Origin of the sequence: Hyalangium ruber (genome assembly GCF_034259325.1) — a bacterium.
GTDB lineage: Bacteria > Myxococcota > Myxococcia > Myxococcales > Myxococcaceae > Hyalangium_A > Hyalangium_A rubrum.
Window position 1 is genome coordinate 896,963 of the sequence record NZ_JAXIVS010000001.1, and the last position, 25,826, is coordinate 922,788.

The 25,826-nt window shown below is 69.9% G+C and carries 20 protein-coding genes; 17 read left to right on the top strand and 3 right to left on the bottom strand.

Going from position 1 to position 25,826, the window contains the following annotated elements; genetic code table 11:
• Positions 1 to 16: 16 nt before the first annotated feature.
• Entirely contained in the window at positions 17 to 934 is a 918-nt protein-coding gene (locus SYV04_RS03660) for an ADP-ribosylglycohydrolase family protein (RefSeq protein ID WP_321544169.1), read from the bottom strand.
• 42 nt (positions 935 to 976) lie between these two features.
• A complete protein-coding gene (locus tag SYV04_RS03665; RefSeq protein WP_321544170.1) occupies positions 977 to 2,980 on the bottom strand; it encodes a lysyl oxidase family protein in 2,004 nt (667 codons plus the stop codon).
• Between the two features lie 302 nt (positions 2,981 to 3,282).
• Here SYV04_RS03665 and SYV04_RS03670 point away from each other — a divergent pair, with 302 nt between their 5' ends.
• The 11 genes from SYV04_RS03670 to SYV04_RS03720 all read left to right on the top strand — a co-directional run bounded on the left by SYV04_RS03670 (position 3,283) and on the right by SYV04_RS03720 (position 15,776).
• Positions 3,283 to 3,672, top strand: a complete 390-nt coding sequence (locus tag SYV04_RS03670; RefSeq protein WP_321544171.1) for a response regulator — start codon at positions 3,283 to 3,285, stop codon at positions 3,670 to 3,672.
• On the top strand, positions 3,656 to 5,821 hold the full coding sequence (locus SYV04_RS03675; RefSeq protein ID WP_321544172.1) for a chemotaxis protein CheW: 2,166 nt from the start codon (positions 3,656 to 3,658) through the stop codon (positions 5,819 to 5,821). Before SYV04_RS03670 ends, SYV04_RS03675 begins: the two co-directional genes overlap by 17 nt.
• A 3-nt stretch (positions 5,822 to 5,824) precedes the next feature.
• Positions 5,825 to 6,268: a chemotaxis protein CheW gene (locus tag SYV04_RS03680; RefSeq protein ID WP_321544173.1), complete on the top strand. Its 444-nt coding sequence runs from the start codon at positions 5,825 to 5,827 to the stop codon at positions 6,266 to 6,268.
• 15 nt (positions 6,269 to 6,283) lie between these two features.
• Positions 6,284 to 8,032, top strand: a complete 1,749-nt coding sequence (locus SYV04_RS03685; protein ID WP_321544174.1) for a methyl-accepting chemotaxis protein — start codon at positions 6,284 to 6,286, stop codon at positions 8,030 to 8,032.
• 19 nt (positions 8,033 to 8,051) lie between these two features.
• Positions 8,052 to 8,426, top strand: a complete 375-nt coding sequence (locus SYV04_RS03690; RefSeq protein WP_321544175.1) for a response regulator — start codon at positions 8,052 to 8,054, stop codon at positions 8,424 to 8,426.
• A gap of 8 nt (positions 8,427 to 8,434) precedes the next feature.
• Entirely contained in the window at positions 8,435 to 9,541 is a 1,107-nt protein-coding gene (locus tag SYV04_RS03695) for a protein-glutamate methylesterase/protein-glutamine glutaminase (protein WP_321544176.1), read from the top strand.
• A gap of 2 nt (positions 9,542 to 9,543) precedes the next feature.
• Positions 9,544 to 10,386 carry a CheR family methyltransferase gene (locus SYV04_RS03700; RefSeq protein WP_321544177.1) on the top strand — a complete coding sequence of 281 codons (843 nt, stop codon included), beginning with the start codon at positions 9,544 to 9,546 and terminating at the stop codon, positions 10,384 to 10,386.
• 23 nt (positions 10,387 to 10,409) lie between these two features.
• Complete coding sequence (locus SYV04_RS03705; protein ID WP_321544178.1) at positions 10,410 to 11,393, top strand: AAA family ATPase; 984 nt, start codon at positions 10,410 to 10,412, stop codon at positions 11,391 to 11,393.
• 9 nt (positions 11,394 to 11,402) lie between these two features.
• Positions 11,403 to 12,611 (top strand): DUF58 domain-containing protein, encoded by a 1,209-nt coding sequence (locus SYV04_RS03710; protein ID WP_321544179.1) that lies wholly within the window; start codon positions 11,403 to 11,405, stop codon positions 12,609 to 12,611.
• Entirely contained in the window at positions 12,608 to 14,524 is a 1,917-nt protein-coding gene (locus tag SYV04_RS03715) for a DUF4129 domain-containing transglutaminase family protein (protein WP_321544180.1), read from the top strand. The genes SYV04_RS03710 and SYV04_RS03715 overlap by 4 nt, the downstream gene beginning before the upstream one ends.
• 193 nt (positions 14,525 to 14,717) lie before the next feature.
• Entirely contained in the window at positions 14,718 to 15,776 is a 1,059-nt protein-coding gene (locus SYV04_RS03720; RefSeq protein WP_321544181.1) for a TauD/TfdA family dioxygenase, read from the top strand.
• 6 nt (positions 15,777 to 15,782) lie between these two features.
• Here SYV04_RS03720 and SYV04_RS03725 read toward each other — a convergent pair whose 3' ends face one another.
• The gene (locus tag SYV04_RS03725; RefSeq protein WP_321544182.1) at positions 15,783 to 17,420 is read right to left on the bottom strand and encodes an ATP-binding protein; all 1,638 of its coding nucleotides are present in this window, start codon (positions 17,418 to 17,420) and stop codon (positions 15,783 to 15,785) included.
• A 309-nt stretch (positions 17,421 to 17,729) separates the two neighbouring features.
• On the opposite strand from SYV04_RS03725, the gene SYV04_RS03730 reads away from it, so the two are divergent.
• The 6 genes from SYV04_RS03730 (at position 17,730) to SYV04_RS03755 (ending at position 25,826) form a co-directional block, all read left to right on the top strand.
• Positions 17,730 to 19,586 (top strand): GDSL-type esterase/lipase family protein, encoded by a 1,857-nt coding sequence (locus tag SYV04_RS03730; RefSeq protein ID WP_321544183.1) that lies wholly within the window; start codon positions 17,730 to 17,732, stop codon positions 19,584 to 19,586.
• Positions 19,583 to 21,709 (top strand): serine hydrolase domain-containing protein, encoded by a 2,127-nt coding sequence (locus SYV04_RS03735; RefSeq protein ID WP_321544184.1) that lies wholly within the window; start codon positions 19,583 to 19,585, stop codon positions 21,707 to 21,709. The genes SYV04_RS03730 and SYV04_RS03735 overlap by 4 nt, the downstream gene beginning before the upstream one ends.
• A gap of 81 nt (positions 21,710 to 21,790) precedes the next feature.
• Positions 21,791 to 22,300, top strand: coding sequence for a hypothetical protein (locus SYV04_RS03740; protein ID WP_321544185.1), 510 nt, complete (start codon positions 21,791 to 21,793; stop codon positions 22,298 to 22,300).
• Between the two features lie 150 nt (positions 22,301 to 22,450).
• On the top strand, positions 22,451 to 24,190 hold the full coding sequence (locus tag SYV04_RS03745; RefSeq protein WP_321544186.1) for a TrkH family potassium uptake protein: 1,740 nt from the start codon (positions 22,451 to 22,453) through the stop codon (positions 24,188 to 24,190).
• Between the two features lie 12 nt (positions 24,191 to 24,202).
• Positions 24,203 to 24,865 carry a potassium channel family protein gene (locus SYV04_RS03750; RefSeq protein ID WP_321544187.1) on the top strand — a complete coding sequence of 221 codons (663 nt, stop codon included), beginning with the start codon at positions 24,203 to 24,205 and terminating at the stop codon, positions 24,863 to 24,865.
• A 181-nt stretch (positions 24,866 to 25,046) separates the two neighbouring features.
• Positions 25,047 to 25,826, top strand: a complete 780-nt coding sequence (locus SYV04_RS03755) for an energy transducer TonB (RefSeq protein ID WP_321544188.1) — start codon at positions 25,047 to 25,049, stop codon at positions 25,824 to 25,826.

The following is a 25,826-nucleotide window of genomic DNA, read 5'->3' on the forward strand; positions in this document are numbered from 1 at the left end:
CGGCGGCGAGCCCGGCTCAAGCGCGCAGCTTGAGCCGCTCGCGCGCCTCGAACCATGCCGTGGGGATGGACGCGCGCCCCGCGCTCAGGGCGACGATGCCCCCCACGATGGCGCAGGTGGTGTCACGGTCTCCCAGGCCAGAGACCGTGGCCCAGAGCGCCTCCTCGTAGTTCTCCAGGTGCCGGGCCGCGCACCACACCGAGAACGGCACCGTGTCCTCGGAGATGACCCGCTCCCCGCTGCCCAGCGCCTTCGCCGCCGCCACGGGCGAAGTCTCCAGTGGCAGCGCCCGCGCCTTCTCCACCCCCCGGCGTGTCGCGCCCCGAGGCGTGTGCTCCAACACGAGCTCGAAGAGCCGCGAGGAGGGCTCACGCGTCTTGGGCCACTGGGCCGCCCAGGCCGCCGCCACCGCGATGGAGATGGCTCCCGCCTGCCCCTCGGGATGGAAGTGCGTCACCTCCGCCGAAGCCCGGGCCTCGGACACCACTCGGTTCAGGTCATCGGCGAAGTAGGCGCCCAGCGGCGCCACCCGCATCGCCCCACCGTTGCCCTTGGAGCCTTCGCCGCCGAAGACCTGCGCGGAGACCTTGCGCCAGGGCTCGCCCTGGTGGAGCGCCTCGAGGATGTCGTGCGCAGTCCCGCCATAACCCCGGTAGCGGTTGTCGCGGTAGCGGACGCCGAACACCTGGGCGAGCGCGTCCTGATCGATGCGCCCGTGTGCCTCCAGCACCTGGACGATGCCCAGCGCCATCTCCGTGTCATCCGTGTAGTTCCACGGAGGAGGCACCGTCTGCCGCCGCGCCACCATCTCCATCGCGGCCCGCGCGGGCAGGAAGAACCGCTCGCCAAACGCGTCCCCCACGGACAGACCGTCGAGGGACAGGAGGGCGCGCTCCATGCGCGCGGAGGAGTCCTCGGGCTTCGAGTTCGTCATACCGCATTCTCGAATGCCCGAGGACTAAGTGTCAACATGACACTATGGCGCCGGAATGGTCACCGGCACGCTGGTGGTGTTGTTGTCGAGCGTGAGCTCCTGGAAGGCGCGCGTGGGGTTGAGGGTGACCTGGAGGCGGTAGTCGCCCGGCGGCACATCGGTGATGTCCAGCCACTGGCAATCGAGCGTGTTGCCGTACAGGTCGGACCACCCGCGCTGGATGCCCTGGTTGTCACAGTTGAAGCGCTTGGAGCACGGCACATCGGGCCCCATGGCGACGCGCTGGGTGTCCTCCATGCAGTAAGCCTGCTTGCGGCCGTTGAGCACCGTGCGCCCCTGCCCGTCCAGCAGGGCGTAGGAGGCAAAGCCGCTGAAGTGGTAGTGGCCGTGGCAGGGCGAGAGGGTGAAGAGATCCGGTCGCTCGGCCGGCTGCGGCACCGTGAGGGTGGCGAAGCCCTGGTTCACCGCCTCCACGCTGAAGCGCAGCACGCGGCGCGCGCCGGTGCCCGACACGCACTCCTCGACCTTGGCGCACGAGTTCTCGGTCACGAACACCGTATCGAAGAGGATCTCGTCCTTCAGGCGCGCCTCGTCGACCATCAAATCCGGCAGCGGCGCCCTGACGCCGTGGCACTGGCAGTCGGAGCCACAGAACTGCCCCTCGCCGCAGCCAGGCTCACACGTGGGACGCAGGTGGTCGCACTTCGCGAACGTCTCGCACTTCCCCGTCAACGGCACGCACAGCTTCGCATCCGGGCAGAAGCCGCACTGCCCGCCGCACTGGTCGTCACCGCACTCCCGGCCATCGCACACCGGGGTACAGGGACTCGGTAGGCACTTGCCCCGAACACAGACCTGGCCGGACTCACAGACGCCACAGTTGCCGCCGCAGCCATCGCTCCCGCCGCAGTACAGGCCATCGCACTTGGGCACGCAGCCCTCCGCGGCGAAGCGAACCTGCAGGGCGAACGGCCCCAGGTTGCTGGCATCGAAGCCGTCGACGATGAGGTAGTAGGTCCCCGGGTCCAACGCCACGGAGATGCGCGAGCCGTACTCTCCCGGAGGCGAGGAGTCATCACTGCACGCGATCGTCCGCGCGGGCGTGTTGTCCAGGCAGTCGGCGGCGCCGTCCTCGCCGCGCTTCTTGCGCAGGTGCAGCACCGTGTCGTAGCCGGAGACGCGCGCCTCCAGCCCCAGTCGCTCGGTGAGGGTGAAGGAGTACACGGTCTCCACCGCGGTGCTGGTGCGATTGCAGGAAGGCACCGCCTGATGGAGCCCTCCGGAGCTGTCCCCATCGATGGTGTGATCGCCCACCAGCGGCGTGCCCTCGGCAAGCAGCGGCAGGGGAGCGCGACAGGTCCCCGGCTGCGTCTCGGGCTTGCACGCGAAGATCCCCTGCGCGCAGGCCTCGCCCGCGGGGCAGGCGCCACACGAGCCGCCGCAGCGATCATCACCGCACTGCTTGCCGGTGCAGTCGCGCTCGCAGCTCGCCATGCAGACCGCACAGGTGCCCGTGGGGGTGTGCTCACACGCGCGCGTCGCCTCGTTACACGCGTCCTGCGTACACTCCGCGCCGTCATCACACGGCGGCGGCCCGGAGACGCACTGGCCGTTGGTGAAGCGCTCCTCACCATTGCAGAAGGTGCCGTCGGAGCAGGTCACCTCCACCTGGGTCTTCAGGGATTCTCCGAAGGCGACGCCTCGGACCCAGGTGCCCCACTCCAGCTCATGGAGGCCCACCACCCCAGGGCCCGCAAGCGCCCCTCGGAAGGTGCCCACCTCGCCGGGCTTTACATCCTGTGAGATGTGGAGTGTGCCACCGGCCCACGCCTCCTGACCGGGTCGCGGCATCACATACACCTCGCGCGGCTTCCACTTGGCGGTGCCCTCATTCTTGAGGGACAGGGAGACGATTCCTCCACGGCTCGGCGGCGCGCGCAGGGGAGCGGTGGGCTCTACCCAGGTCGCGGAATAGAGCGTGTCGTCATCCACACAAGCGATGCCCAATACCGCGAGTGCTCCCAGCCATGTCAGGACCTTGCGCACGCGTACCCCCCGTGAAGGACTGGACAAAGCATTGAGTCAGTCTCCAGCCCTGTCATGTGACTCACAGTGGAAAGCGCTAGAATCACACACATCCTCCATCCGGAGGAGGAGGGTTTCGTGGGTCGAGCGTGACTCCGGTCCGTGGTGCCTCCGCTCGGCTACTCTTGGGCGGACGAGCAGGCAGCCCTGGAGGCCACATTCACCGCGACAGCGCTCTCGCGATACGCTGTTGCACAGTGAACACAGAAGAAACGGATCGCACAGCGGGGGGTCGGAACATGCAGGGCAAGAGAGTGCTTGTCGTGGACGACTCCAGCACGATCCGCGCGGCGGTGAAGTTCATCCTCGGCGGCCAGGAGCTCGAGCTGCTCATGGCCGAGGACGGCCGCCAGGGCGTGGACACCGCCACCCGCGAGCTGCCGGACCTCATCCTCATGGATGTGGAGATGCCGCACCTGGACGGGTTCTCGGCCTGCCGCCAGCTGCGCCAGCAGGAGTCGACCCGGCACATTCCGATCATCCTCATCACCAGCCGGGGCGCTCAGGTGGACGTGGCGCGCGGTTATGAGAGCGGTTGCACCCTCTATCTCACCAAGCCCTTCGACGAAGAGCGGCTGCGTGGCGTGGTGAAGCGCTTTCTGTCGCGCAGCGGCGCGGGCCAGCGGGAGGCGGCCCATGGCACCACCGGCTGACGAGTCCCGCGAGGAGATCCTCCGGGAGTTCCTCCTCGAGAGCCGAGAGAACCTCGACCAGTTCGAGGCCGGGCTGCTGCGACTGGAGACCGAGCCCGTCTCGCCGCCGCTGCTCACCGGCCTGTTCCGCAACCTCCACACCGTGAAGGGCACCTGTGGCTTCCTCGGCTTCACGGGCCTGGAGGCGCTCACGCACGCCAGCGAGGACCTGCTGCAGCTCGCGCGAGAGGGCCAGCTCACGCTGGACACCGAGTGCCTCGCCACGCTGCTGGCCACGGTGGACACCGCTCGCCAGGTCATCCAGCACATCGAGACCACGGGCTCGGAGGGCACTCCGGTACACGGGTCGCTCCTGGCGCGCCTGCAGCGGCTGCGGAAGGGCGGCCTCGCTTCTCCACTCCCGTCCTCCACCGAGCTGGTGCTCCCCACCTCGGGGGCGGCGGAGACGAAGGTCCGCGTGGACGTCGCGCTGCTGGACCGGATGATGAACCTGGTGGGCGAGCTGGTCCTGTCGCGCAACCAGCTGCTCCAGAGCCTGTCCACGGCCACCTCCGGCGCCGATCTATCCTCCGGCGCGCACCGCCTGAGCCTCGTCACCACCGAGCTGCAGGAGGTGGTGATGAAGACGCGGCTCCAGCCCATCGGCAACGTGTGGAACCGCTTCCCGCGCCTGGTGCGGGACCTGGCCCACGCCTGCGGCAAGCAGGTGCGGCTGAAGATGGAGGGCGCGGACACCGAGCTGGACAAGACGCTGCTCGAGGCGGTGATGGATCCGCTCACCCACCTGCTGCGCAACGCCATCGACCATGGCCTGGAGGCCCCGGCCCAGCGCGTGGCTCAGGGCAAGGAGCCCGTGGGCTGCGTGACGCTCCAGGCCTACCACGAGAGCGGCATGGTCAACGTCGAGCTGTCCGACGACGGCGCCGGCATCGACCCCCAACGGATCCTCCAGCGAGCGATGGAGCTCCGACTGGTCACCGCGGAGCAAGCCGCGACGCTGAGCGATCGCGAGGCGCTGGCCTTCCTCTTCGCCCCGGGCTTCAGCACCGCGGAGCGGGTCACCTCCCTCTCCGGGCGCGGCGTGGGCATGGATGTGGTGAAGGTCCACATCGAGAAGATCGGCGGCACGGTGGACATCCACAGCCGGCCGGGCCAGGGCACGACGGTGAAGCTGAAGATTCCGCTCACCCTGGCCATCATCCCCGCCCTCATCGTCACCTGCCGGAATGAGCGCTTCGCCATTCCCCAGGCCAGCCTGCTGGAGGTGGTACGACTCGAGGGAGAGCAGGTTCGGCGCCACATCACCTCCCTGCAGGGCAGCCCGGTCTTCCGGCTGCGCGACCGGTTGCTGCCGCTGGCCTGGCTCTCCCGGGAGCTGAAGCTCGCCGCCGAGATTCCCGCCGCGCTGGAGGAGGTCTCCATCGTGGTGCTCCAGGCGGGAGAGCGCACCTTTGGCCTGGTCGTGGACGCCATCAACGACACCGAGGAGATCGTCGTCAAGCCGCTGTGGAAGCGGCTCAAGGCCATCACCTGCTACGCGGGGGCCACGGTGCTCGGAGACGGCCGGGTCGCGCTCATCCTGGACGCGCTGGGGCTGGGACAGCGGGTGGGCGTGGTGAACGAGGCGCGGGAGCAGCTGGTCGGACAGCGGACAGCAGCCCCCGAGGCTCGCGAGGAGCGAGAGCGCGTCCTCCTGTGCCGCAACGGCCCGGAGGGCCAACTGGCCATCCTCCTGTCACGGGTGTCGCGGCTGGAGAAGCTGCCGGCCTCGCGCGTGGAGCACATCGGCGCCATGGAGGTGGTGCAGTACCGGGGCCAGCTCCTGCCGCTGGTGCGGGTAGCCGCGATGCTCCAGGAGCGGCGCCGCCAACCCCGGCATCCCTCCCAAGAAGCCACCGCGGAGGAGGAAGAGTTCTCGGTCATCGTCTGCGCCCATGGGGAGACGCACGTGGGGCTGGTGGTGGACGCCATCCAGGACGTGGTGGAGGTGAAGGTGGAGCTGCAGCGGCACTCCCGCCGCGCCGGCGTCCTCGGCTCCATGGTGGTGCAGGGTCGCGCCACCGAGTTCCTCGACGTGGAGGGGCTGGTGCGCGCCGCCCTCCCCTCGCTGGTCGCGGGCCTCGCCGCGCCACTGGACAGGAGCGCGTAGGCCATGCCCGCCACCCGCCAGATGTGTACCTTCACCGTGGACGGGAACCTCTTCGGCGTGGAGCTGGAGCGGGTGCAGGAGATCCTCCGCGCCCAGCCCCTGGCCCGCATTCCCCTGGCGCCCTCCGAGGTGGCGGGCCTGATCAACCTCCGAGGGCAGATCGTCCCCGCCATCGACCTGCGGCGCCGGCTGGCCATGGCCGAGCGCTCCCCCGAGGCCGAGCCTACCAACGTCGTGCTGCGCGGCGACGACGGGGCGGTGAGCCTGCTGGTGGATGAGATCGGCGATATCCTCACCGTGTCCGCCGAGACCTTCGAGCCACCGCCCGAGCACCTGCGCGGTCCCCTGCGCGCGCTCCTGCTGGGCGTCCACAAGCTGCAAGACGCGCTGCTGCTGGTGCTCTCGCCGGACGCCGCCATCGACATCTCCCCCCTTCCTCAAGCCTGACCCCGAGCCTGCCCCATGCCTCGCACGCCCAAACCCTCTCCCCGCGCCTCCGCCCCCGAGGCCGCCGCCCCGAGAGCCCCCGCCAACCGGGCGCCTCGCAACGAGGTGCGCGCGCGCAAGCCCGCACCGGGCTCGGCGCCCAACGTCGTGGACGCGGCCCGTGAGCTGCTGGAGGGCAGCGGGGCCCGCGCCATCCTGGACCACGCGCAGACCAACCTCTTCGTGGCCGATCTGGACTTCACCATCGTCTATATGAACGAGTCGGCCAGCCAGACGCTGCGGCTCGTCGAGAGGGAGCTCGAGAGCTCCTTCGGCATCCGCGTGGACGATGTCGTCGGCGGCTCCATCCACCGCTTCCACCGCAACAGCAGCCGGGTGGAGAAGGTGCTGCGCAATCCCACCGCCCTGCCCCATGACGCGATGTTCGAGTTCGGCGGCGTCATGTTGAAGTCGCGCATCAACGGCGTGTTCGACCGACGCAACACGCTCATCGGCTACGTGGTGGCATGGAGCAACGTCACCGAGCAGGTGAAGGCCGAGACCGAGGCGGCGCAGCTGCGGATGATGATCGAGAGCGCCCCCATCAGCGTGATGCTGGCGGACATGTCGCTGAACATCATCTACCTGAACCCGGCCTGCCTGCGGTTCTTGAAGTCGGTGGAGAAGCACCTGCCTGTGCCCGCCGAGAAGGTGCTGGGCTCCTCCATCGACGTCTTCCACCGCGACCCCAGCCACCAGCGCCGGCTGCTGGCCAGCGACAAGAATCTGCCCATCCGGACGAAGATCCGCCTGGGACCGGAGGTGGCGGAGCTCCTGGTGACGGCCATCTACGACAAGCAGGGCCGGTACGTGGGCCCGATGGTCACCTGGGAGCTCGTCACGGAGAAGATCGCCACCGAGCAGCGCGAGAAGGCGCTGGTGGAGACGCTGCGCGGCGTGCTCAAGGAGGTGGCGGTCCACGCGCAGGCGCTGGCCGCCAGCTCGCAGGAGCTGTCCAGCATCAGCCAGCAGATGGTGGGCACCGCCCAGGAGACGTCGAACCAGGCCAACCACGTCTCCACCGGCTCCGAGCTGGTGAGCCGCAACGTCCAGGGCGTGGCCACCGGTATCGAAGAGGTGAACACCAACATCCGGGAGATCGCCAAGAACGCCAACAGCGCGGCGAAGGTGGCCTCCTCGGCGGTGGGGGTGGCGCAGAAGACCACGGGCACCATCACCAAGCTGGGCACCAGCAGCGGGCAGATCGGCAAGGTCATCAAGGTCATCACCTCCATCGCCCAGCAGACGAACCTGCTGGCGCTCAACGCCACCATCGAGGCTGCGCGCGCGGGCGAGGCGGGCCGGGGCTTCGCCGTGGTGGCCAACGAGGTGAAGGAGCTGGCCAAGGAGACGGCGCGGGCCACCGAGGACATCGGGCAGAAGATCGCCGCCATCCAGAAGGACACCGAGGAGGTCATCTCGGCCATCGAGGAGATCAGCACCACCATCACCAGCATCAATGACTTGCAGACGGCCATCGCCACCTCCGTGGAGGAGCAGACGGCCACGGCGGGGGAAATCCTCCGCAACGTGAGCGAAGCGGCCAAGGGCAGCCGGCAGATCACCGATAACATCACCCTGGTGGCGCAGGCCGCGAGCAGCACCACGGAGGGCGCCACCAGCACGCAGAAGGCGGCGGTGGATCTGGCGAACATGGCGCAGGCGCTCCAGCGGCTGGTCTTGCAGTTCGAGGACCTCGATCAGGAGCGGGCCAAGGCGAAGTAGTGGCATAGGAGGTAAAACGGTGCAGGTGCTCGTCGTCGACGACTCGCGGGTGGCGCGCCGGATCATCAGCCGCCTGCTTCGAGAGCTGGGCTTCTCCGTGACGGAGGCGGCCGACGGCCGTCAGGCGCTCGAGGCCCTTCGGGCCCACGAGGGCCTGGGGCTCGCCCTGGTGGACTGGAACATGCCCGAGCTGGATGGGCTGGCCTTCGTCCAAGTGCTCCGCTCGGACCCAACCTACGCGGGGGTGAAGATCCTCATGGTCACCAGCGAGACGGGGATGCACAAGGTCCGTCAGGCGCTCCAGGCCGGAGTCGATGAGTACGTCATGAAGCCGTTCACTCGCGAGGCTCTCCTGGAGAAGCTCGCCCTGCTGGGCTTCTCCCTGCCCTCCTGAGTGACGCCATGGCTCTCATCCGCATCCTCGTGGCTGATGACTCGGCGGTCGCCCGGAGGCAGATCGCGCTGATGCTCAGCAGGGACCCGGAGCTGCTGGTGGTGGGCACCGCGCCCACGGGCCGCACGGCGATCGAGAAGGTCGAGCAGCTCAAGCCGGATGTCCTGCTGCTCGATCTGGCGATGCCAGACATGAACGGGCTGGACGTGCTCACGGTGGTGCGCAAGCACTCGCCCCACCTGCCCGTGCTGATGTTCAGCGCCCTGACGGAGCGCGCCGGGAACCTCACCCTGGACGCGCTCGCGCTGGGCGCCAACGACTACCTCACCAAGCCCTCCACCCTCCACGGCATGTCCTCCCTGGAGCAGGTCCAGCCCCAGCTCGTCGCGAAGATCAAAGCGCTGTATGCGCGCGGCCAGCTCCCCACGGCCGCGCCGCGTCCCAGCAGCCCGGCCCGGACTCCCACGCCCCTGCCTCCCAAGCCCCTGCGCGTGACGGTCCTGGTGATCGGCGCCTCGACGGGAGGGCCGCACATGGTGGCGGAGGTGCTCGCCACGCTGCCCGCGGACTTCCCCGTCCCCGTGCTCGTCACCCAGCACATGCCTCCGGTCTTCACCCACCTGTTCGCCGAGCGCCTGAACACGCTCTGCCCCCTCCGGGTTCAGGAGGCCCGGAGCGGTGAGCGGGTGCTGCCCGGTCAGGTGTGGATCGCCCCGGGAGACCACCACCTGGCGCTGGTCGCCGATGGCAGCGGGGCGCGGCTGTGGACCCACCAGGGCCCGCTGGAGAACTCCTGCCGTCCCGCGGTGGACGTGCTGTTCCGCTCGGCGGCGGCCGTCTATGGCTCGGGCGTCCTGGCCGTGGTGATGACGGGCATGGGGCAGGACGGGATGAAGGGCTGCCAGGCCGTGAGCGACGCGGGCGGGCAGATCCTCGTCCAGGAGCCCGAGACCTGCGTCGTCGGCAGCATGCCCCGGGCGGTGATGCAGGCAGGGATGGCGCACTGGGTGGTCCCCCTGCACGGCCTCGGCGCGGAGATCCTCCGACGGGTCTCCCGGGCTCCCGACCTGGAGCTCCAGCCCCGGCCGGGCACCGCTCCCTCTGGAGCCGGGTGACCATGTCCCTGTGTGCCGAAGACTTCCTCTACCTCCAACGCCAGGTCCAGAGGCTGTCGGGGATCCACCTGGAGCCGCAGTCCCGGGACCTGGTGGAGACGCGCCTCATGCCGCTGCTGCGCCAGGAGGGGTTGGCCCAGCCCTGCGAGCTGGTGGCGCGGCTGCGCGCCCTACCGGAGGGCCACCCGTTCCACCACCGGGTGCTGGAGGCGCTGACCAACCACGAGACGGCCTTCTTCCGAGACTTCCCGGTGTTCGAGGCGCTGCGCGGGACGGTGCTCCCCGAGTTGCTGGCGCGGCGGGAGCGGACACGGGAGCTGAACATCTGGTGCGCGGCGTGCTCCTTCGGCCAGGAGCCGTACAGCATCGCCATGCTCCTGGAGGAAGCAGCGGCCCAGCTCGAGGGCTGGACGGTGCGCCTGCTCGCCACGGATCTCTCGGAGTCGGCGCTGAACCGCGCGCGCGCGGGACGCTACGGGCAACAGGAGATCAACCGCGGTCTGCCAGCGAGACTGCTGGTGAAGTATTTCCGCCAGGAGCGTGGGCAGTGGACCCTCCATGAGGACATCCGCCGCCGGGTGGAGTTCCGCGCGCTCAACCTGGTGCAGGACTTCCTGCTGCCCGGGGAGATGGACCTCATCTTCCTGCGCAATGTGATGATCTATTGGGACACCCCCACTCGGAAAGCCGTGCTGGGGCGCATGCGGAACCGGCTCGCCGGCGACGGCTACCTGGTGCTGGGCGGCGCCGAGACGACGCTGCACCTGGACAGCGACTTCGAGCGCGTCCACCTCCATCAGTCGAGCTGGTACCGCCGGCGGGGCCCCCCCCAGCGCGGCGGGTAGCAAGGCTGCTACTGTGCGCCGCCATGCGCATTGCCCCCGCACCCGTTTCGACAGCCCCCAACGCCGAGCAGACCGCGCAGGCCCGTACCCTCATCGCGCGGCTGTTGGGGAACCTGGAGAAGGCGCTGCGCGGCAAGCGCGAGGCCCTGGAGCTGGTGCTGTGCTGCGTCGCGGCGGGCGGGCACGTGCTGCTGGAGGACGTGCCCGGCACGGGGAAGACGACGCTGGCCAAGGCCCTGGCGCTCAGCATCGGTGGGGCCTTCAAGCGCGTGCAGTTCACCCCGGATCTGCTGCCCACCGACATCGTCGGCACCTCCCTGTTCAACCCGCAGGACGGCAGCTTCCGGTTCAAGCCCGGCCCCATCTTCGCCAACGTGCTGATCGCCGATGAGATCAACCGCGCCTCGCCGCGCACCCAGTCGGCGCTGTTGGAAGGGCTCTCCGAGCAGCAGGTGACGGTCGACGGAGAGACGCGCTCGCTGCCCGCCCCCTTCCTGTGCATCGCCACCCAGAACCCGGTGGAGTTCCACGGCACCTACCCGCTGCCGGAGGCCTCGCTGGACCGCTTCGCCGCACAGCTCTCCCTGGGCTACCCGCCCGAGGCCGAGGAGCGCTCCCTGCTGCTGGAGCGCAAGGGGCCGCCCCCCGTCTCCGAGCTCACGCCGGTGTGTACCCTGGAAGAGGTGGTCGTGCTGCAGCGCGCCGTGGAGGAGGTGCGCATGGAGGAGTCCGTGGCCGACTACCTGCTGCGCCTCGTCCACGCGACGCGAGGCCACGCCAGCGTCCGCCTGGGCGTCTCCACCCGCGGCGCGTTGCTCTACGCCCGCATGGCGCGGGCGCGCGCGCTCGCCAGCGGCCGGGACTTCGTGCTCCCCGAGGACTTGAAGACACTGGCCGTGCCCGTGCTGACCCACCGGCTGGTCTTGGATACTCGCGCACGGTACGCTGGCACCGACAAGCAGGCGCTGACCCGGGACATCGTGGCCACCGTCCCCCTGCCCCGCTAGTCCGCCCACATGCCCCGTCGTCGTCGCTGGTCCTTCTTCATGCCACCGGAGGAGCATCGCTTCATCCGGTACCTGAGCGATCGCTATCGCGCGCTGCTCACCCCCTTGGGGCAGGCGATGCTCTGGGCGACCGGGGCCGCGGCATTGATGATGCTGTGGGGCTTGAGGCCGGCAATCGCCTTCTTCTCCTTCTGTGCCGCCGCGCTCGTGGGGGGAATGACGGCGGGCCTGCCCTTCCGACCCCGGCTCTCGCTGGCCCGGCGCCTGCCGCCTCCGGTGTCCGCCGGTGACACGCTGCGCTACCAGGTGGTGGTGGAGAACCGGACCCGGCGGCCCGCGCGCAAGGTGGTGCTGGAGGAGCGCAACCTGCCGCCGGAGCTCAAGCCCGTGGGCGAACCGCCCGTGTTGGAGGTGCTCGCTCCGGGAGAGCGGGCGGAGGTGAGCCTGTCGCTCTCCTGTCCCACACGAGGGGCCTATGAGCTGCCCTGGCTCCAGGCCTCCAGCTTCTTTCCCTCCGCGCTGGTGAAGTGGTCGCGCCGCGCGCCGGGCAAGGACCGGCTCCTCGTCTACCCGCGCTTCACACCCCTGGCGCGCTTCGATGTGCCCCACGGTCGCAACTACCAGCCGGGCGGCATCCCCATCGCCTCGAGCGTGGGCGAGTCCACGGAGCTGGCCGGCACGCGCGAGTGGCGCGAGGGCGACCGGATGCGCGACATCCACTGGCCCTCGCTGGCGAGGACCGGCCGCCTCGTGGTGAAGGAGTACCAGGAGGAGTACTTCGTCCGCCTCGCCATGGTGCTGGACGTGGAGTCGCGCGACCTGAAGGACGACGCCCTGTTCGAGCGCAGCCTCTCGCTGGCGGCGGGCATCGCCGACGTGCTCGCGCGCCAGGAGTACATCATCGACATCTTCGCGGCCGGCTCGCAGGTGTTCCACTTCCAGGCGGGCCGCGCCCTGGCGCACTTCGAGCACATCCTGGAGATCCTCGCCTGCCTGGAGGCGGAGGACCGGCTGGATGTGGGAGCGCTGGAGGCCGCGCTGCTACCGGAGTCCCAGAGACTCTCGGCCGTCATCCTGGTGATGATGGACTGGGACGAGACGCGGGCGGAGCTGATCCGCAAGCTGAAGGCGCACGGGGTGGCGGTGCGGGTGCTCTCGGTCCGCCAGGACAGACGACCTCAAGGGCTCGCGCCCGAGGAAGTGGTGGAATTGCCATGAGCGAAGCTCCGCCGGGTGACTCCCGCCTCGCACGGGGCGTGGAAGGCCTGCCCGTGTTCGCCGCGCTGGCGCTGCATGCGCTGGCCCACGACCGCTGGCTGCTGTGCGTGCCCGCCGCGGTGCTGCTGCTCGTGGGCGTGCTGCTCGACAAGCGGCCTCCCTACTCGCCCCGGCTGCTGCTGGCGGCCGCGGCCGTGGGAGGCGTCGCGGGCTTCCTGCTGTCGGGCAGGTGGCCGCAGCCCGCCCCCATCCCTCCGGTCATCATGGGCCCGCTCTGCGGGGCGCTGGTCGGGCTGTCCATATTCAGCGCCATCACTGGACGGCGGCACTACGCCATCATCTATGCCCTGCTGCTGTCGGCGCTCAGCGCCGCCGTGCGCGGCTCGGAGGCCGTGTACGCGGGGCTGGCGGGCGTGGCCGTATGCATGCTGGCGGTCGCCTTCGCGCGCGGGCGCATGAGCCAGGCCGGCATGGCGGGGTGGCTCGGCTTCGGCCTCTACGCGCTGGTGGTGCTGGGCACGAGCTTTGGAATGTGGCGCTTCGTGCGCGCCAGCGAGGGCGTGCTCACCGACACCGTGTTCCGGCTGATGCAGGAGGTACCCCGGCCCTCGGGCATGGCGCTGCAGTCGGAGATTCCCCTCGAGCGGCAAGGGCGCATGCCCAACACCGTGCGGCTCCTCATGGAGCTGCGGGGAGAGCGCCCCGAGCGGCTGCGGACGACGGTGCTCGACACCTTCGATGGGACGCGCTGGACGACCTCGCGCGCGCTCGATCAAGCGCGGCTGAAGCTGACGCCGCCGACCGAGGGCGAGCCGCTTCGCACCACCGAGCTCACCTTCTTGCAGTCCCTGCGCCCCTATCTCCCCGCCCCCGCGGGCATCCGCGCCGTGGAGGGCGCCTACCCCCAGGTCCTCGGCGGGTGGATGCTGCGCGCCGATGGCCAGGAGGGCACCACCCTCACCCTGCGCCACCCGGAGCGGGAGCAACTGCCGCCCGAGCCTCCACCGGACGCCGCCCTGTCCGCACTGCCCGAGGCGCTGCGCGAGGAGCTGCGCCCCCTGGCCCTGGAGCTCACCCGCGGCGCGGCCACCCCTCGCGCCCGAGCCGAGGCGCTGGAGGCCTGGTTCCGCGACAACTTCCAGTACTCGCTCTCGGTGGACCTGAGCGGCGAGGGCAGCCCCCTGGCCATCCTCATCCGCGAGAAGCGCCCGGCCTGGTGCGTCTACTTCGCCAGCGCCATGGCCGCGCTCCTGCGCAGCATGGACATCCCCGCGCGCCTGGCCGGAGGCTTCGTGCCCCAGGAGGAGAACCCCTTCTCCAATGCCTTCCTCGTGCGAGAGCGCGACGCCCACGCCTGGGTGGAGGTTTACCTGGAGGACGAGGGGCGCTTCGTCGCGTTCGATCCGACGCCGTGGCGCAGCCGCGACGCGCTGATCGAAGCGGGCAGGTCGAGCACCGCCAGCGCCGCGATGCAGGCCTTGGGCTCCTTCTTCCGGCGCTGGAGCTCGCGCCTGTTCTCCTCGCCCCTCGAAGCGCTGGGCGCGGTGGCCCGCTTTCCGCTGACGTGGCTCCTGGTGGCCGCCCTCGCGTTCTGGCGGCTGCGGGCCCGCTCACGGCGCCAGCGCGCGAATCGCCCACGCCAGGCCATGCGCGGCGCGGACCCCACGGTGACCGCGCTCTACGCGCGCTACCTCCGCGTGATGAAGCGCCACGCGGGCCTCGTTCCAGGCCACACAGAAACCGATGATGAATTGGTGCGGAGGCTGCGCGCGGCGCGTGGGAATTCCGCCGCGGATTTAGCTTTGCAATTCCTCACCCTCTACCGCCAAGTGCGCTTTGGAAGTGGCGTGTCGGACCCGTCCGCACTTGAAGCGCTCGCTACAGCGCTGGAGCACGCACTTCGAATTCCCTGAAACATGATATTATTCATGTTTTACGGCTTCCATTGAAATTGGAAATGCGTTCATGTTGGATGGAATTTGATGACACAACATGCTACAGAAGTAGCCATTTCCCGCTCTCCAAGGAAGTATGAGAACACACATTGCGCGGGAGTTTCATAGATGGAAGTCTTTGAGGGGTAGACCATCCCCACGAGGCTCCGCCATGACGACTTCTGTCGCATACCGCTCCCCTCTGGTTGTCCCCTCTCCTCAGATGGTCCCGACGCCCGAGGGCGCTTCCGGAGTTACCCTGGATTGCCGGCCTTACGCGGCGCAGATCCAGCAAGCGATCGCCTCGCGCCGGCCGGTGTCCCTGGCGGACACGGAGCGCTTCCTGGTGGAAGCGGAGATGCTGTTCCACGCGCTGCCGGAGCCCCTCCGCCGCGCCGTCATCGAGCTGAAGAGCGGGCTGAGCCGCTACCCGTTCCTGATCCTCAAGGGGCTGCCGACGGAGCAGTCCCTGCCGCCCACGCCACTGGACTCGCGGCGGCCGCGCATGGAGCGCTTCATGGTGGGTGAGTGGCTGTCGGCCGCCATCGCCAAGGCCCTGGGCGAGCCGTTCGGGCTGGTGCAGCAGAACGAGGGCGAGCTGATCCAGCACAACTCTCCCGTGAAACTGCACGAGACGGCGCAGTCGGGTGAGAGCTCGAAGACGGAGCTGCTCTTCCACACGGACGGCTCGTTCCTGCCGCTGACGCCGGACTACAACGTCATCTCCTGCCTGCGGCCGGATCCGGCGCGCGAGGCGGTGACGTCCTTCACGAGCCTGGAGGATCTGCTGGCCGAGCTGTCGCCGAAGCACCGCGAGCTGCTGTCGCAGCCGCGCTTCCTGGCCGACGGCGTGGAGTACGACTACGACGAGGTGAACGAGCGCGGCAACCGCACCCACCACGTGCCGCTGCTGCGTGGCACCGCGGAGCAGCCGTACATCTTCTATGACCAGGACATCCACCGGGCGGTCGACGCGGAGGCCGCCGAGGCCCTGCGCGCGCTGGACGCCGCGCTGGAGGCCAAGGCCATCCACGTGAAGCTGGAGGCCGGCGACGTGGCCCTGTTCGACAACCGCCGGTGCATGCACAAGCGCTCGCCCTTCCACGCCAACTACGATGGAAAGGACCGCTGGTGCCTGCTCACCTACGTGAGCAGCAGCGCGCTGGAGGCCACGCGCGAGCGCCGCGCGGCGGGCCGTCGCCGCGTCCTCGACATCCCGGCCAACCTCTGAGCCTGCTCAGCTCCCGGTGGCCGCGGTAGGGGTGCCCCTGGAAGCGGGGGTGCCCGCCAGCTCGGGCGCGACCGGCAGCTTCAGGGTGAAGGTGGTGCCGCTGCCCAGCTTGCTCTGCACCTCGATGCGGCCCTGGTGGCGGGAGATGATGCCGTAGCTGATCGACAGCCCCAGCCCCGTGCCCTTGCCCGGAGGTTTGGTGGTGTAGAACGGCGTGAAGAGCTTGGCGAGCACCTCGGGCGTCATCCCCACGCCCGAGTCGGTGATCCGCACCACCACCATGTTGCCCTCCTGCTGGGTGGAGATGCGGATCTCCCCGCGGTCCTCGATGGCCTGGGCGGCGTTGCTGAGCAGGTTGGTGAACACCTGGCTGATCTGCGTGGGGTAGCCGACGATGGCGGGGATCTCCCCATACTCGGTGCGCACCTCACAGCGGTGCTTGAGGTCGCTCCACATCATCATCTTCAGCGTGCCCATCAGCTCCTTGTTCACGTCCACCAGCCTCGGCTCGCCGGCCTCCTCGCGGATGAAGGACTTGAGGCTCTGGATGATGTCCTTGACGCGCTGGGTGCCCTCCTGACAGTCGTTGAGCAGCTCCTTCACGTCGCTCTCGATTTCCCCCACGCCCTCCTGCTCCCACAGGGCGCAGATGCGGCCGAGCGCCTCGGCCTGATGGGGCGGCAGCGTGGGCCCCACCTCGGTGCCGAACGCGCGGTAGAGGCCGAGCAGCCGCGTGAAGGTGGCCACGTACTGGGTGAGCGTGGACAGGTTGCTCATGACATAGCCCAGCGGGTTGTTGATCTCGTGGGCGATGCCGGCGGCGAGCTGCCCCACCGAGGCCAGCTTCTCGGACAGGATGAGCTGGGCCTGCTGCTTCTCCAGCTCCTGGGTGGCCTTGAGCAGCTTCTCGGTGCGGATGTGGACCAGCTCCTCCAGGTGGTCGCGGTGGCGCCGCAGCTCCTCCTCGCGGTGCAGCAGCATCTCCTCCGCGTGGCGGCGCTGCTGCTCGCTGCGCCAGCCGAGAATGACGCTGCAGCACGTGGCCAGGAAGGGCTGGAGGAACTCGATGACGCTGGTGTCGTAGCCCTCGGGGCGGTTGGCGATGCCCACCATGCCCACCATCTCCTTGCCGGACTTGAAGGGCAGCCCCAGGAACGCCTTCAGCGGCGGGTGGCCGTGGGGCCTGCCGCCGGCGCGCGTGTCCTCGTCCGGGGTGTTGGAGATGACGTGCTCGCCCGTGGTGAGCACGGTGCCGAAGAGCGTCTTGAGGTTGCGGAACTCCATGCCCTGGGGGGCCAGCCGGTGGTACTGCTCGCGCAGCTCATCGGTCCACGCGATGTTGGTGATGGCGTACGTCTTGAGGTACGGCACCCCCATGTCGGTGTAGAGCACCTCGCCGATGAAGCCGTACTCACTGCTCGTCAGATCGAGCAGCACCTCGAGCAGTCGATCGAACAGCTTTCGCGCGTTGCTGCCCTGGATGAACTCGAGCTGCGCCTCGGTGAGCGCGCGCAACAGCCGGACACTGGCCTCGAGCTGGGGATCCTGCTGCTTCCCGGTCTGGTTCTGCCCTCCGACGAGCTCGTTCTTCGGCGCTTCGGTGTCGGACGATGGAGAGGTAGGGGGAGAAGGCCTGTAGCCCAAAGCAGATCACCTCACGAGTTACGGCTCATCATAACGAACCGGGCGACCCTGAACCGGCAGGCCGATCCCAACAGGGTTGCACGACGCGTGCCGCCCATGCGGAACATTCTGGTATCGGCATTCTGTCGCAGCCCGGCCAGAGAGCAATGGGCGGCTCTGATCGCATGCAGGCAACCGAGCCCGTGCGCGCCTCCTTCCCGGAGCAACGAGCCACCCGGTGGACCCGGCGGCGCATCCCGGTAGACTCGTGCGGCAATGGATGAGTCGGCCCGCCCGGGAGTTCACAAGCGGCGTCTGCCCGGGGGATGGGTGAGCGCTGTCGCCATCAGCTTGTTCGTCGCCGCTACGGCCTGGGTATCCGTACACCCACGCCGCTCGGAGGAGCACACTCCGGGTGCGGAGCACGTCACGCCCATGGTGGCCTCGCCCCCGAAGGATCGCCGCGAGGAGCGACTCGCCGCGACGCGGGCGATCGTCCGGGCGCTGGCGCCCGCGGCCTCCCGCCGGCTGCCGGAGCGCACGGAGCGGGAGAAGGAGCTGCACCAGCTGGCCACGTCGCTGGGCGCTCCCGGCACGCGGCTGGAGAACCCGTGTGTCGAGTGGGCAGGCCCCTTCTGCGCTCGCACGGCGCTCGAGCCCCTGTTCTCCGCGCTGGACGGCCTGCGCGCGGGGACGAGCTCTTCGCGGGTGACGATCTCCGCGTTCGGAAACTCGCTGATCGCCGCGGACCGCATCGTCGACGTCGTCCGGGAGGATCTGGTCCACCTGTTCGGAGACGGAGGCCGCGGCCTGCTGCTCGTCGACCGGATCGCCGACTACGGCCCCCGCACGCGGTCGAGCCAATCGGCGACGGGCTGGCAGGTGTACACGGTGGGGGACGTCAAGCCGGCGCCCCTGCCGCTGGGGCTGACGGGGGTCTCCCATGTCTCCACCACGCCGAAGGCCCGCGCGCGCTTCGAGCTCTCAGGAGAGACCCAGGGCGCGGTGTACTGGGTGGACCAGGACGCGGGCCCGATCGAGCTGCGCATCGACGGCGAGCTCGTGGTGACGACCACCCCGTCTGACACGGGCGGCCAGCAGCGCACGGAGGTGACGATTCCCCCGGGCGCGAAGGCGCTGGAGCTCATCGCCCACCGGAAGGGAACCATCGTCCAGGGCGTCGCGCTGGACCGGGGTGGCCCGGGGCTCGTGCTGGATACCCTCGGCGTGCCCGCGGCGGACGCCAGCCTCTTCCTCCAGGCGGACGAGGAGATGGTCACCGAGCAGCTTCGCTCGCGGGCTCCTGCCCTGGTGATGATGATGCTCGGAGGCAACGAGGTGAAGCGGCTGCAGTGGGGACGCTCCACCATCGAGAAGGTGGAGCGCGATCTGCATCGCTTCATCCAGCGCGTGAAGACCGCGGCGCCAGGCTCGGCCTGTCTGCTGGTGGGGCCGCTGGACGCCGTGCTGGGGCCGGATGCATCGCGGCCGTTCCAGCAGCGGGCCGATCTGCTCGAGGTGCTCGAGCTCGAGCGGCGCATCGCCCAGGAGGAGGGGTGCGCGTTCTTCGACATGTTCACGGCCATGGGCGGCACGGGCTCCCTGCAGCGGATGCACGCCCGGGGGCTGGTGCATGACGACCTGGTACACCCGCGAGGCAAGGGCCTCGACCTGCTCGGGGAGCTGATGGCGGAGGCGCTCCTGCGCTCCTGGTCGGACACGCCGCGCACCGAGCAGCCCTACGCGCTGGCGGAGGCCTGGGCCACGCTCGTGGGAGGCGACCTGCTGCCCCATGAGGCCCACCCGTGGCGCTCAGCACCGCCCGTGGCGCTGCTGCTGCCCGAAGCACCGCAGGACCCGCTGTCGGGCGGCATCCACCGCGTGCTCTCGGCGTCCCGGGCCTGGACCCCGCGCTCCGAGGAGGCGCGATGGGTGGTGCTCGGTGCCGAGGCCTCCCAGAGCCCGCCGCGCCCCATTGCCGTGAGTGGCCCGGCGGATCAGCGGTGCGTGACGTTCGTCTCCGAGAGCAGCCCGGCGCGCGGCGGGGAGCCGTGCCTGCCGGTCGCGCTGCCGCCGCTGCCTCCCGACTTGCAGGATCCGCTGCACCGGGGCGTCGCGGCCGGTGCGTGGCTGCTGGCGGAGATCGTCCGGCATGACGCGCTCTCGGCGACCCGGAGCCCTCGGTGAGCCTCCGCGGCAGCGCGTGGATTCTCCTCACGGTGTTCCTGGCGTGGACGGCCTCCGCCGCGCCCAAGGCTCGCGCCGCGCCTCCGCCGCAGCTTCCGCCCGGCACCGAGGCGTTCCCCTCCGAGGTGACGAGCGCCCTGGAGGTCCGGCTTCAGGAGCAGCTGGCGGGACGCCTGCCCGCGGGACTCTCGGTAGGAGTCTCCCTGGGTGACTTCGCGTGGACGGCGGGCTTCGGCTTTCGCAACGTCGAGAAGCGGCTCAAGGCCACGCCTCGGACGACGTACCGCACGGCCTCCGTGGCCAAGAGCTTCACCGCCATCGCCATCCTGCAACTGGTGGAGGCGGGCACGGTGGGCCTGGATGATGACATCCGCACCTGGGTGCCGGACTTCCCCGAGAAACAGTGGCCCGTCACGGTGCGGCAGCTCCTGGGGCACCTGGGCGGGGTGAGCCACTACCGCGACCCGCCGCACGACAGCCGCATCACGCGGCGGATGACCACCGCCGAGGCGATCGCGATCTTCAAGGACTGGCCGCTGGTGGTCGAGCCCGGCACCGAGTTCACCTATACGACGTACGGCTACAACCTGCTCGGGGCGGCGGTCGAGAAGGCCTCGGGCCTGCCCTTCGGCGAATACCTGTCGCGCCGGGTCTTCACGCCCGCCGGCATGAAGACCGCGGCGATGGACGACTACCGCACGCGGGACGGGTGGCACGCCGTGGGATACCGGCCCGTGAACGGTGGCATCGCTCGCTCGCACCGGTTGGACCTCTCGTCACGCTTCGGCGGTGGGGGCGCGCGTGCGTCGGTGGTGGACCTGCTGGCGTTCGGGCGCGCGGTGATGGCCAGCACGCTCGTCACTCCCGAAACCACGCGCATGATGCAGATGTCGATGGAGACGCGGGACGGCCGGCTCATCGACTACGGGATGGGGTTCGCCGTCTACCCGACCCGCGGCCACTACATCGTCGCGCACGCGGGCGGGCAGCCCGAGACGAGCACCTTCCTGCTGCTCATCCCCGCCGAGCGGCTGGCGATCGCGGTGGCGATGAACCTCGAGGCCCAGGACGACCTGCTGCGCGAGCTCATCGCCACCATCACCGAGTTCCTCCTGGAGGGCGGCACCCGGCGGCGGGCCGTGCATGCGGCGGACCCGGCGGACGAGGTGCTCCACGAGGGCCTCTATCGGATCTACTCGTACGGCCGCGCCTTCTACACGTTCAACCGCGCCGGCTACGGCCTCACGCCCGAGCCGGGCTCGCTGCCGCGCGCCTTCACCGAGGCCTCCGCCCTGCTGTCGCACGAGGCGATCGCGGCGGATCCCCGCGCGGCGCAGAAGAAGTTGAAGCAGGCCCACCACCCGCGCTCCGAGCGCCTCTTCATCCGGGTGGGCATGCACATGGCGGAGCGGATCGCCTCGGCGTTCGGCCCCCAGGCCCTCTCCGCCTATCCGGCCGAGGGCGCCCTGCCCTTCTTCGAGGACTATCTGCGCGCCTGCGAGCAGCAGAAGTGCGCGGAGGCGCTCCAGTTCTCTCCGGGCCTGCGCGCGGACATCGTCCGACTCGTGGGGCCCTGGCGGAGGGCGAACGCGCCGGAGCTGCGGCCGGTGTTGCCCCGCTCGGTGCCGGAGATGAACACCCGCCTGGAGGCCATCGAGCGCGCGATCCAGGGAGTGCCGCTCCACCCCGACTTCACCGAGGAGGTGCTCGAGCTGGCGCAATCGCCCAAGACGCCTCCCGAGGAGACGACGCGGCTGCTCGACTGGGCGCTGCGGACGCACCCGGCCTCCGTCGCCACGATGCTCGCCCGGGCGGACGCGTTCCTCCTCCAGGAGGAGGATGCGGAGTCCGCGGAGCTGCTGTACCGCCGCGCCTTCGAGCGTCCAACGGGAGCCGACGCGCTCTCCCCCGAGAAGCTCCTGGCGCGGGCGAAGAAGCACCCCGCGGCGCTCGAGGTGCTGCGCATCGCCGTGAAGCTGCACCCGAACACCCCTCCCCTCTGGCAGGCGCTCGCGGCCCGGGAGAAGGAGGTGGGCAACGCGGATGCGGCGCGGGCCGCGCTGGAGCAGGCGAACGGCCTGCCGCCTCCGCCGGCCATGCTCCAGAGCACTCCGACGCCGTAGTGAGTGGACGACACCCCGGCACGTGGGTGGATGGTCTCCCTTCACGCGGTGTGCGAGACTGGAGGTTCGACGGGAGGGTGTATGACGGCCGAGAAGTTCGACCTCCAGCAGCTCCAGATCGCGTCTCCCTGCTACGAGCGCTGGGAGAACATGACGGGCGATGAGCGGGTGCGCCACTGCGCGAGCTGCAAGCTCAACGTCTACAACGTGCGCGAGCTCAACAAGGCCGAAGTCGAAGAGTTGGTGACGCGCGCCTCCGGTCGGGTGTGCATGCGGCTCTACCGCCGCTGGGACGGCACGGTGCTCACAAAAGACTGCCCGGTGGGCGTCAGCCGCGCCCGGGTGCGCCTGGCCTCGGCGCTGCTCACCGCGGCGGCCTTCGTGGGGGTCCTCCTCCTGCCGCTGCTGCGCCTGGGCTCGCGAGGCTCCTCGGAGCCGCCCCCTACGTTCCAGGAGCGCTTCGACCAGGTGAAGGAAGAGGCCTATGAGTGGCCTGTCTTCGGGACCATCTTGGAGGAGATCTCTCCCCGCCCCCGCGCCATCATGGGCGCCATGATTCGACTCCCCTCGGGGGGCAGCGGCCATCCCTGAGAAGCCCGCGTGGGGGAGAAGCGAGCAGGCTTGCTGCCACGAGCCGCGCTCCCGGGGTGGTAGGCTACGGTCTCTGCCCTGAACCCGCGCTCCGAGATGACCACCGCCAGCCCGCAGGCGACACCTCCCCCTCCCGCTGAGCCTCCCGTCGTGTTCACCCCCGCGCCCCAGGGGCCGGGGCGCCGCAGCCGCCGCCGCGACTGGGTACGTGGGCTGAGCCGAGCCACCGCCGCACTGCTGGTGCTCTTCGAGTTCACCGTGCGCGGCCAAGCACACCCCTGGCGGGAGCTGGTAGCGATGCTCCTGGCCGCGAGCGTGGTGGCGGCGTTCGGCGGCGAGCTGGTGCGCGATACCTGGGCCTTCCGCCTGCGCCTGTGGCGCCACCGCTGGCCGGACCTGCTCTTCGCGGTGCCTGTCGTGCTCTCTCTGGGCACGGGCAACCCCCGGGGCGCGGCGGCGCTGGTAGTCCTGCGGCTGCTCGCGCGCGAGATCATTGATGCGGTGGCCTGGCGCCCCGCGAGGCCGATGCTGGAGGCGCTCCAGCGCCGTCCCCTGACGATGCTGGTGCTCTCGGTCCTCTTCACCGTCCTGATGGGCACGCTGGCGCTGATGTTCCCGGCCGCCACGCGTGACGGCCAGGGCGCGCCCTTCATGGTGGCCCTCTTCACGGCCACCAGCGCCGCGTGCGTGACGGGCCTGACGGTGGTGGACACCGGCAGCTACTTCAGCGGCTTCGGCCACTGGGTCATCCTGAGCCTCGTCCAGGTGGGCGGCCTGGGCATCATGACCATCACCACCACCTTGGCGCTGGCCTTCCGCAGCCAGCTCTCGGCGCGCACGCGCGGGGCGATGCAGGAGATGCTGGACGAGGAGACGGTCCACGGCTTCCAGCGCCTGCTCTATTCCATGATGCTCATCACGGTGACGCTGGAGGCCCTGGGCGCGCTGGCCCTCTACCCCTCGTTCCGGCTGGCTCCGGATGGGCGGGTGCTGGAGGCCTCGGAGCGCGCCTTCTACGCCGCCTTCCACTCGGTGGCAGCCTTCTGCAACGCGGGCTTCGGGCTCTACCCGGACAACATGATGCGCTTCGTGGGCCACCCCACGGTCAACCTCACGCTGATGGCGCTCGTCGTGCTTGGGGGCCTGGGCTTCCCGGTGGTCACCTCGCTGCTGGATTGGAAGCTGTGGCGGTCGCGCGGAGTGCGAGGAGCCTGGCGCTTCCTGCCCGTACACACGCGCGTGGCCCTCATCGCCAGCGCGGGGCTGGTGGTGGGCGGCGCGGTCTCGTGGCTGGTGCTGGAGTGGAACCACTCCCTGGCCGGGCTCTCTTTCGGAGAGCGGCTCCTGGCCAGCCTCTTCCAGAGCGTCTCCTTGCGCAGCGCGGGCTTCAACTCGGTGGACATCGCGCGCCTGGGCACGCCGATGATGCTGATCTCCCTGATGCTGATGTTCATCGGCGGCTCGCCGGGAGGCACCGCCGGCGGCGTGAAGACAACGACCGTGGCGGTGCTGGTGTTCACCTTCCGAGCGCTGCTGCGCAACCGCTCCGACGTGGAGCTCATGGGGCGCAGCGTGCCGGTGGCCACGGTGTACCGGGCCTGCGCGGTGACGCTCATCTGCGTGGGCCTGCTCTTCGGCCTGGCCTTCCTGCTCTTCGCCGTCGAGCCACACCTGCCCTTCCGCGAGGTGCTCTTCGAAGCGGTGAGCGCCTTCGGCACGACGGGGCTGACCACGGGGGTGACGCCGCAGCTGTCCACCGCGGGCAAGCTGGTGGTGTGCGCGCAGATGTTCGTGGGCCGGCTCGGCCCCTTCACCCTGGCGCTCGCGGTGGGGCTGTCCAAGGGGCTTTCGAGCTACAGCTTCCCCTCGACGAAGATCGTCGTGGGCTGACGAGGCGCGCAGATGAAGACGTACGTGGTGGTGGGCCTGGGGCAGTTCGGCGAGTGCGTGGCGCGGGAGCTGAGCCAGGCCGGACACGAGGTGCTGGCGGTGGACCGCTCCATGGAGCGCGTGGAGGCGCTCAAGGATGTGGTGGCGCAGGCCATGCGCGCCGACTGCACCTCGGAAGAGGCCATGCGCGCGCTGGGGGCGAGCAAGGCGGAGGTGGCGGTGGTGTCGCTGGGCGAAGAGGACTTCGAGGCGGCCGTGCTGGGCACGGCGGTGCTCAAGGCGCTGGGCATCAAGACGGTGGTGGCGCGCTCCTCCAGCCCGCAGCGGGGGCGGATCCTCTCGCTGGCGGGGGCCTCCCGGGTGGTCTACCCGGAGGCGGAGATGGGCGAGCAGCTCGCGCGGATGCTGATGCACACCAACCTGCTGGCCAGCACGGAGCTGCCCAGCGGCTACGCGTTGGCGGAGCTCCGAGTACCGGAGCACGCGGCGGGAAAGAGCCTCCAGGAGCTGCGGCTGCGGCAGACGCACGGGCTCAACGTCATCGCCATCCACCACCGAGGCCTCCTCAACGAGCCCATCCCCGAGGCCATGCTGAACGGCGGGGACGTGCTGCTGGTGGCGGGCAAGGCGGAGCGCGTGGCGGCGCTGGCGCGGCTCTGGGAGCCCAAGAGCTAGGGCGTTGTTCACCCCGAGCAATACCCAGCGATACCGAGCGTCCCGAACGTCCCACTGGGTTTGACGCGCCTGAGAACACGGGATATTTGTAGCCCCGATGAAGTTGAGAACGATTCTCAATATCGAAATGCTAGGGCCCTCCGACGACAGTGGGTTCCTCGCGGAAAAGGCGGTTCCTTCCGTGGGGCTCTTCCGCATGGGTGATGGCGCCGCTGGCACCGGGGCTTGGGAGCGGTGGGGATGGGCCCTGCTCATCGCCGCGTTCCTCCATGCCGGCGCGCTCATGGCCGCGCTCTCGGTCCCCCACTCCCTGCCGAAGGCGCCTCCAGCGCCCCCGGAGCCGGAGCTGGTGCTTCTCACCTTCGTGGCTCCGCCCGCCGCCGCGCCCGCCGTCATGGCCCAGCCGGAGACGGCCCCTCAGCGCCTGCTGTCCAGGACCCGCGCGCGTCCTTCCCGCCCGATGGTGGTGCCGCGGGTGCCGGAGAAGCTGCCCGTGCCCCAAGAGGTGGTGGAGGCCCCGCCCGAGGAAGCACCTGCTCCCGAGGCTTTCGCGGAGGAAGAGGAAGTGCTGGGAGCCGGCGCCGTGGGTAATGTCGTCGCGGGGCTGGTGAGCTCCGCCGCGAAGCCAGGGGAAGGCTCGGGGCTGGGCGTCACCTCGGGCGGCGAGGCCGTCGACCTGAAGCAGGTGTCACGGCCCCCTGAAGTGCTCAAGCAGGTCGTTCCTCAATACCCCCGGCAGGCCCGCTCGCGACGCATCGTGGGGCTGGTCCTGGTGCGCGTCATCGTCGGCGTCGATGGGCGCGTCGAACCCGAGCACACCCGCATCATCCGCTCCGTGCCCGAGCTGGACGCGGCCGCCACGGCCGCCGTCAGTCAGTGGCGCTTCTCCCCCGCGCTCGGCCGTCACGGCCGCCCGGTGCGCGTGATCATCGACATCCCCGTCCAGTTCTCCCTGAAGTGA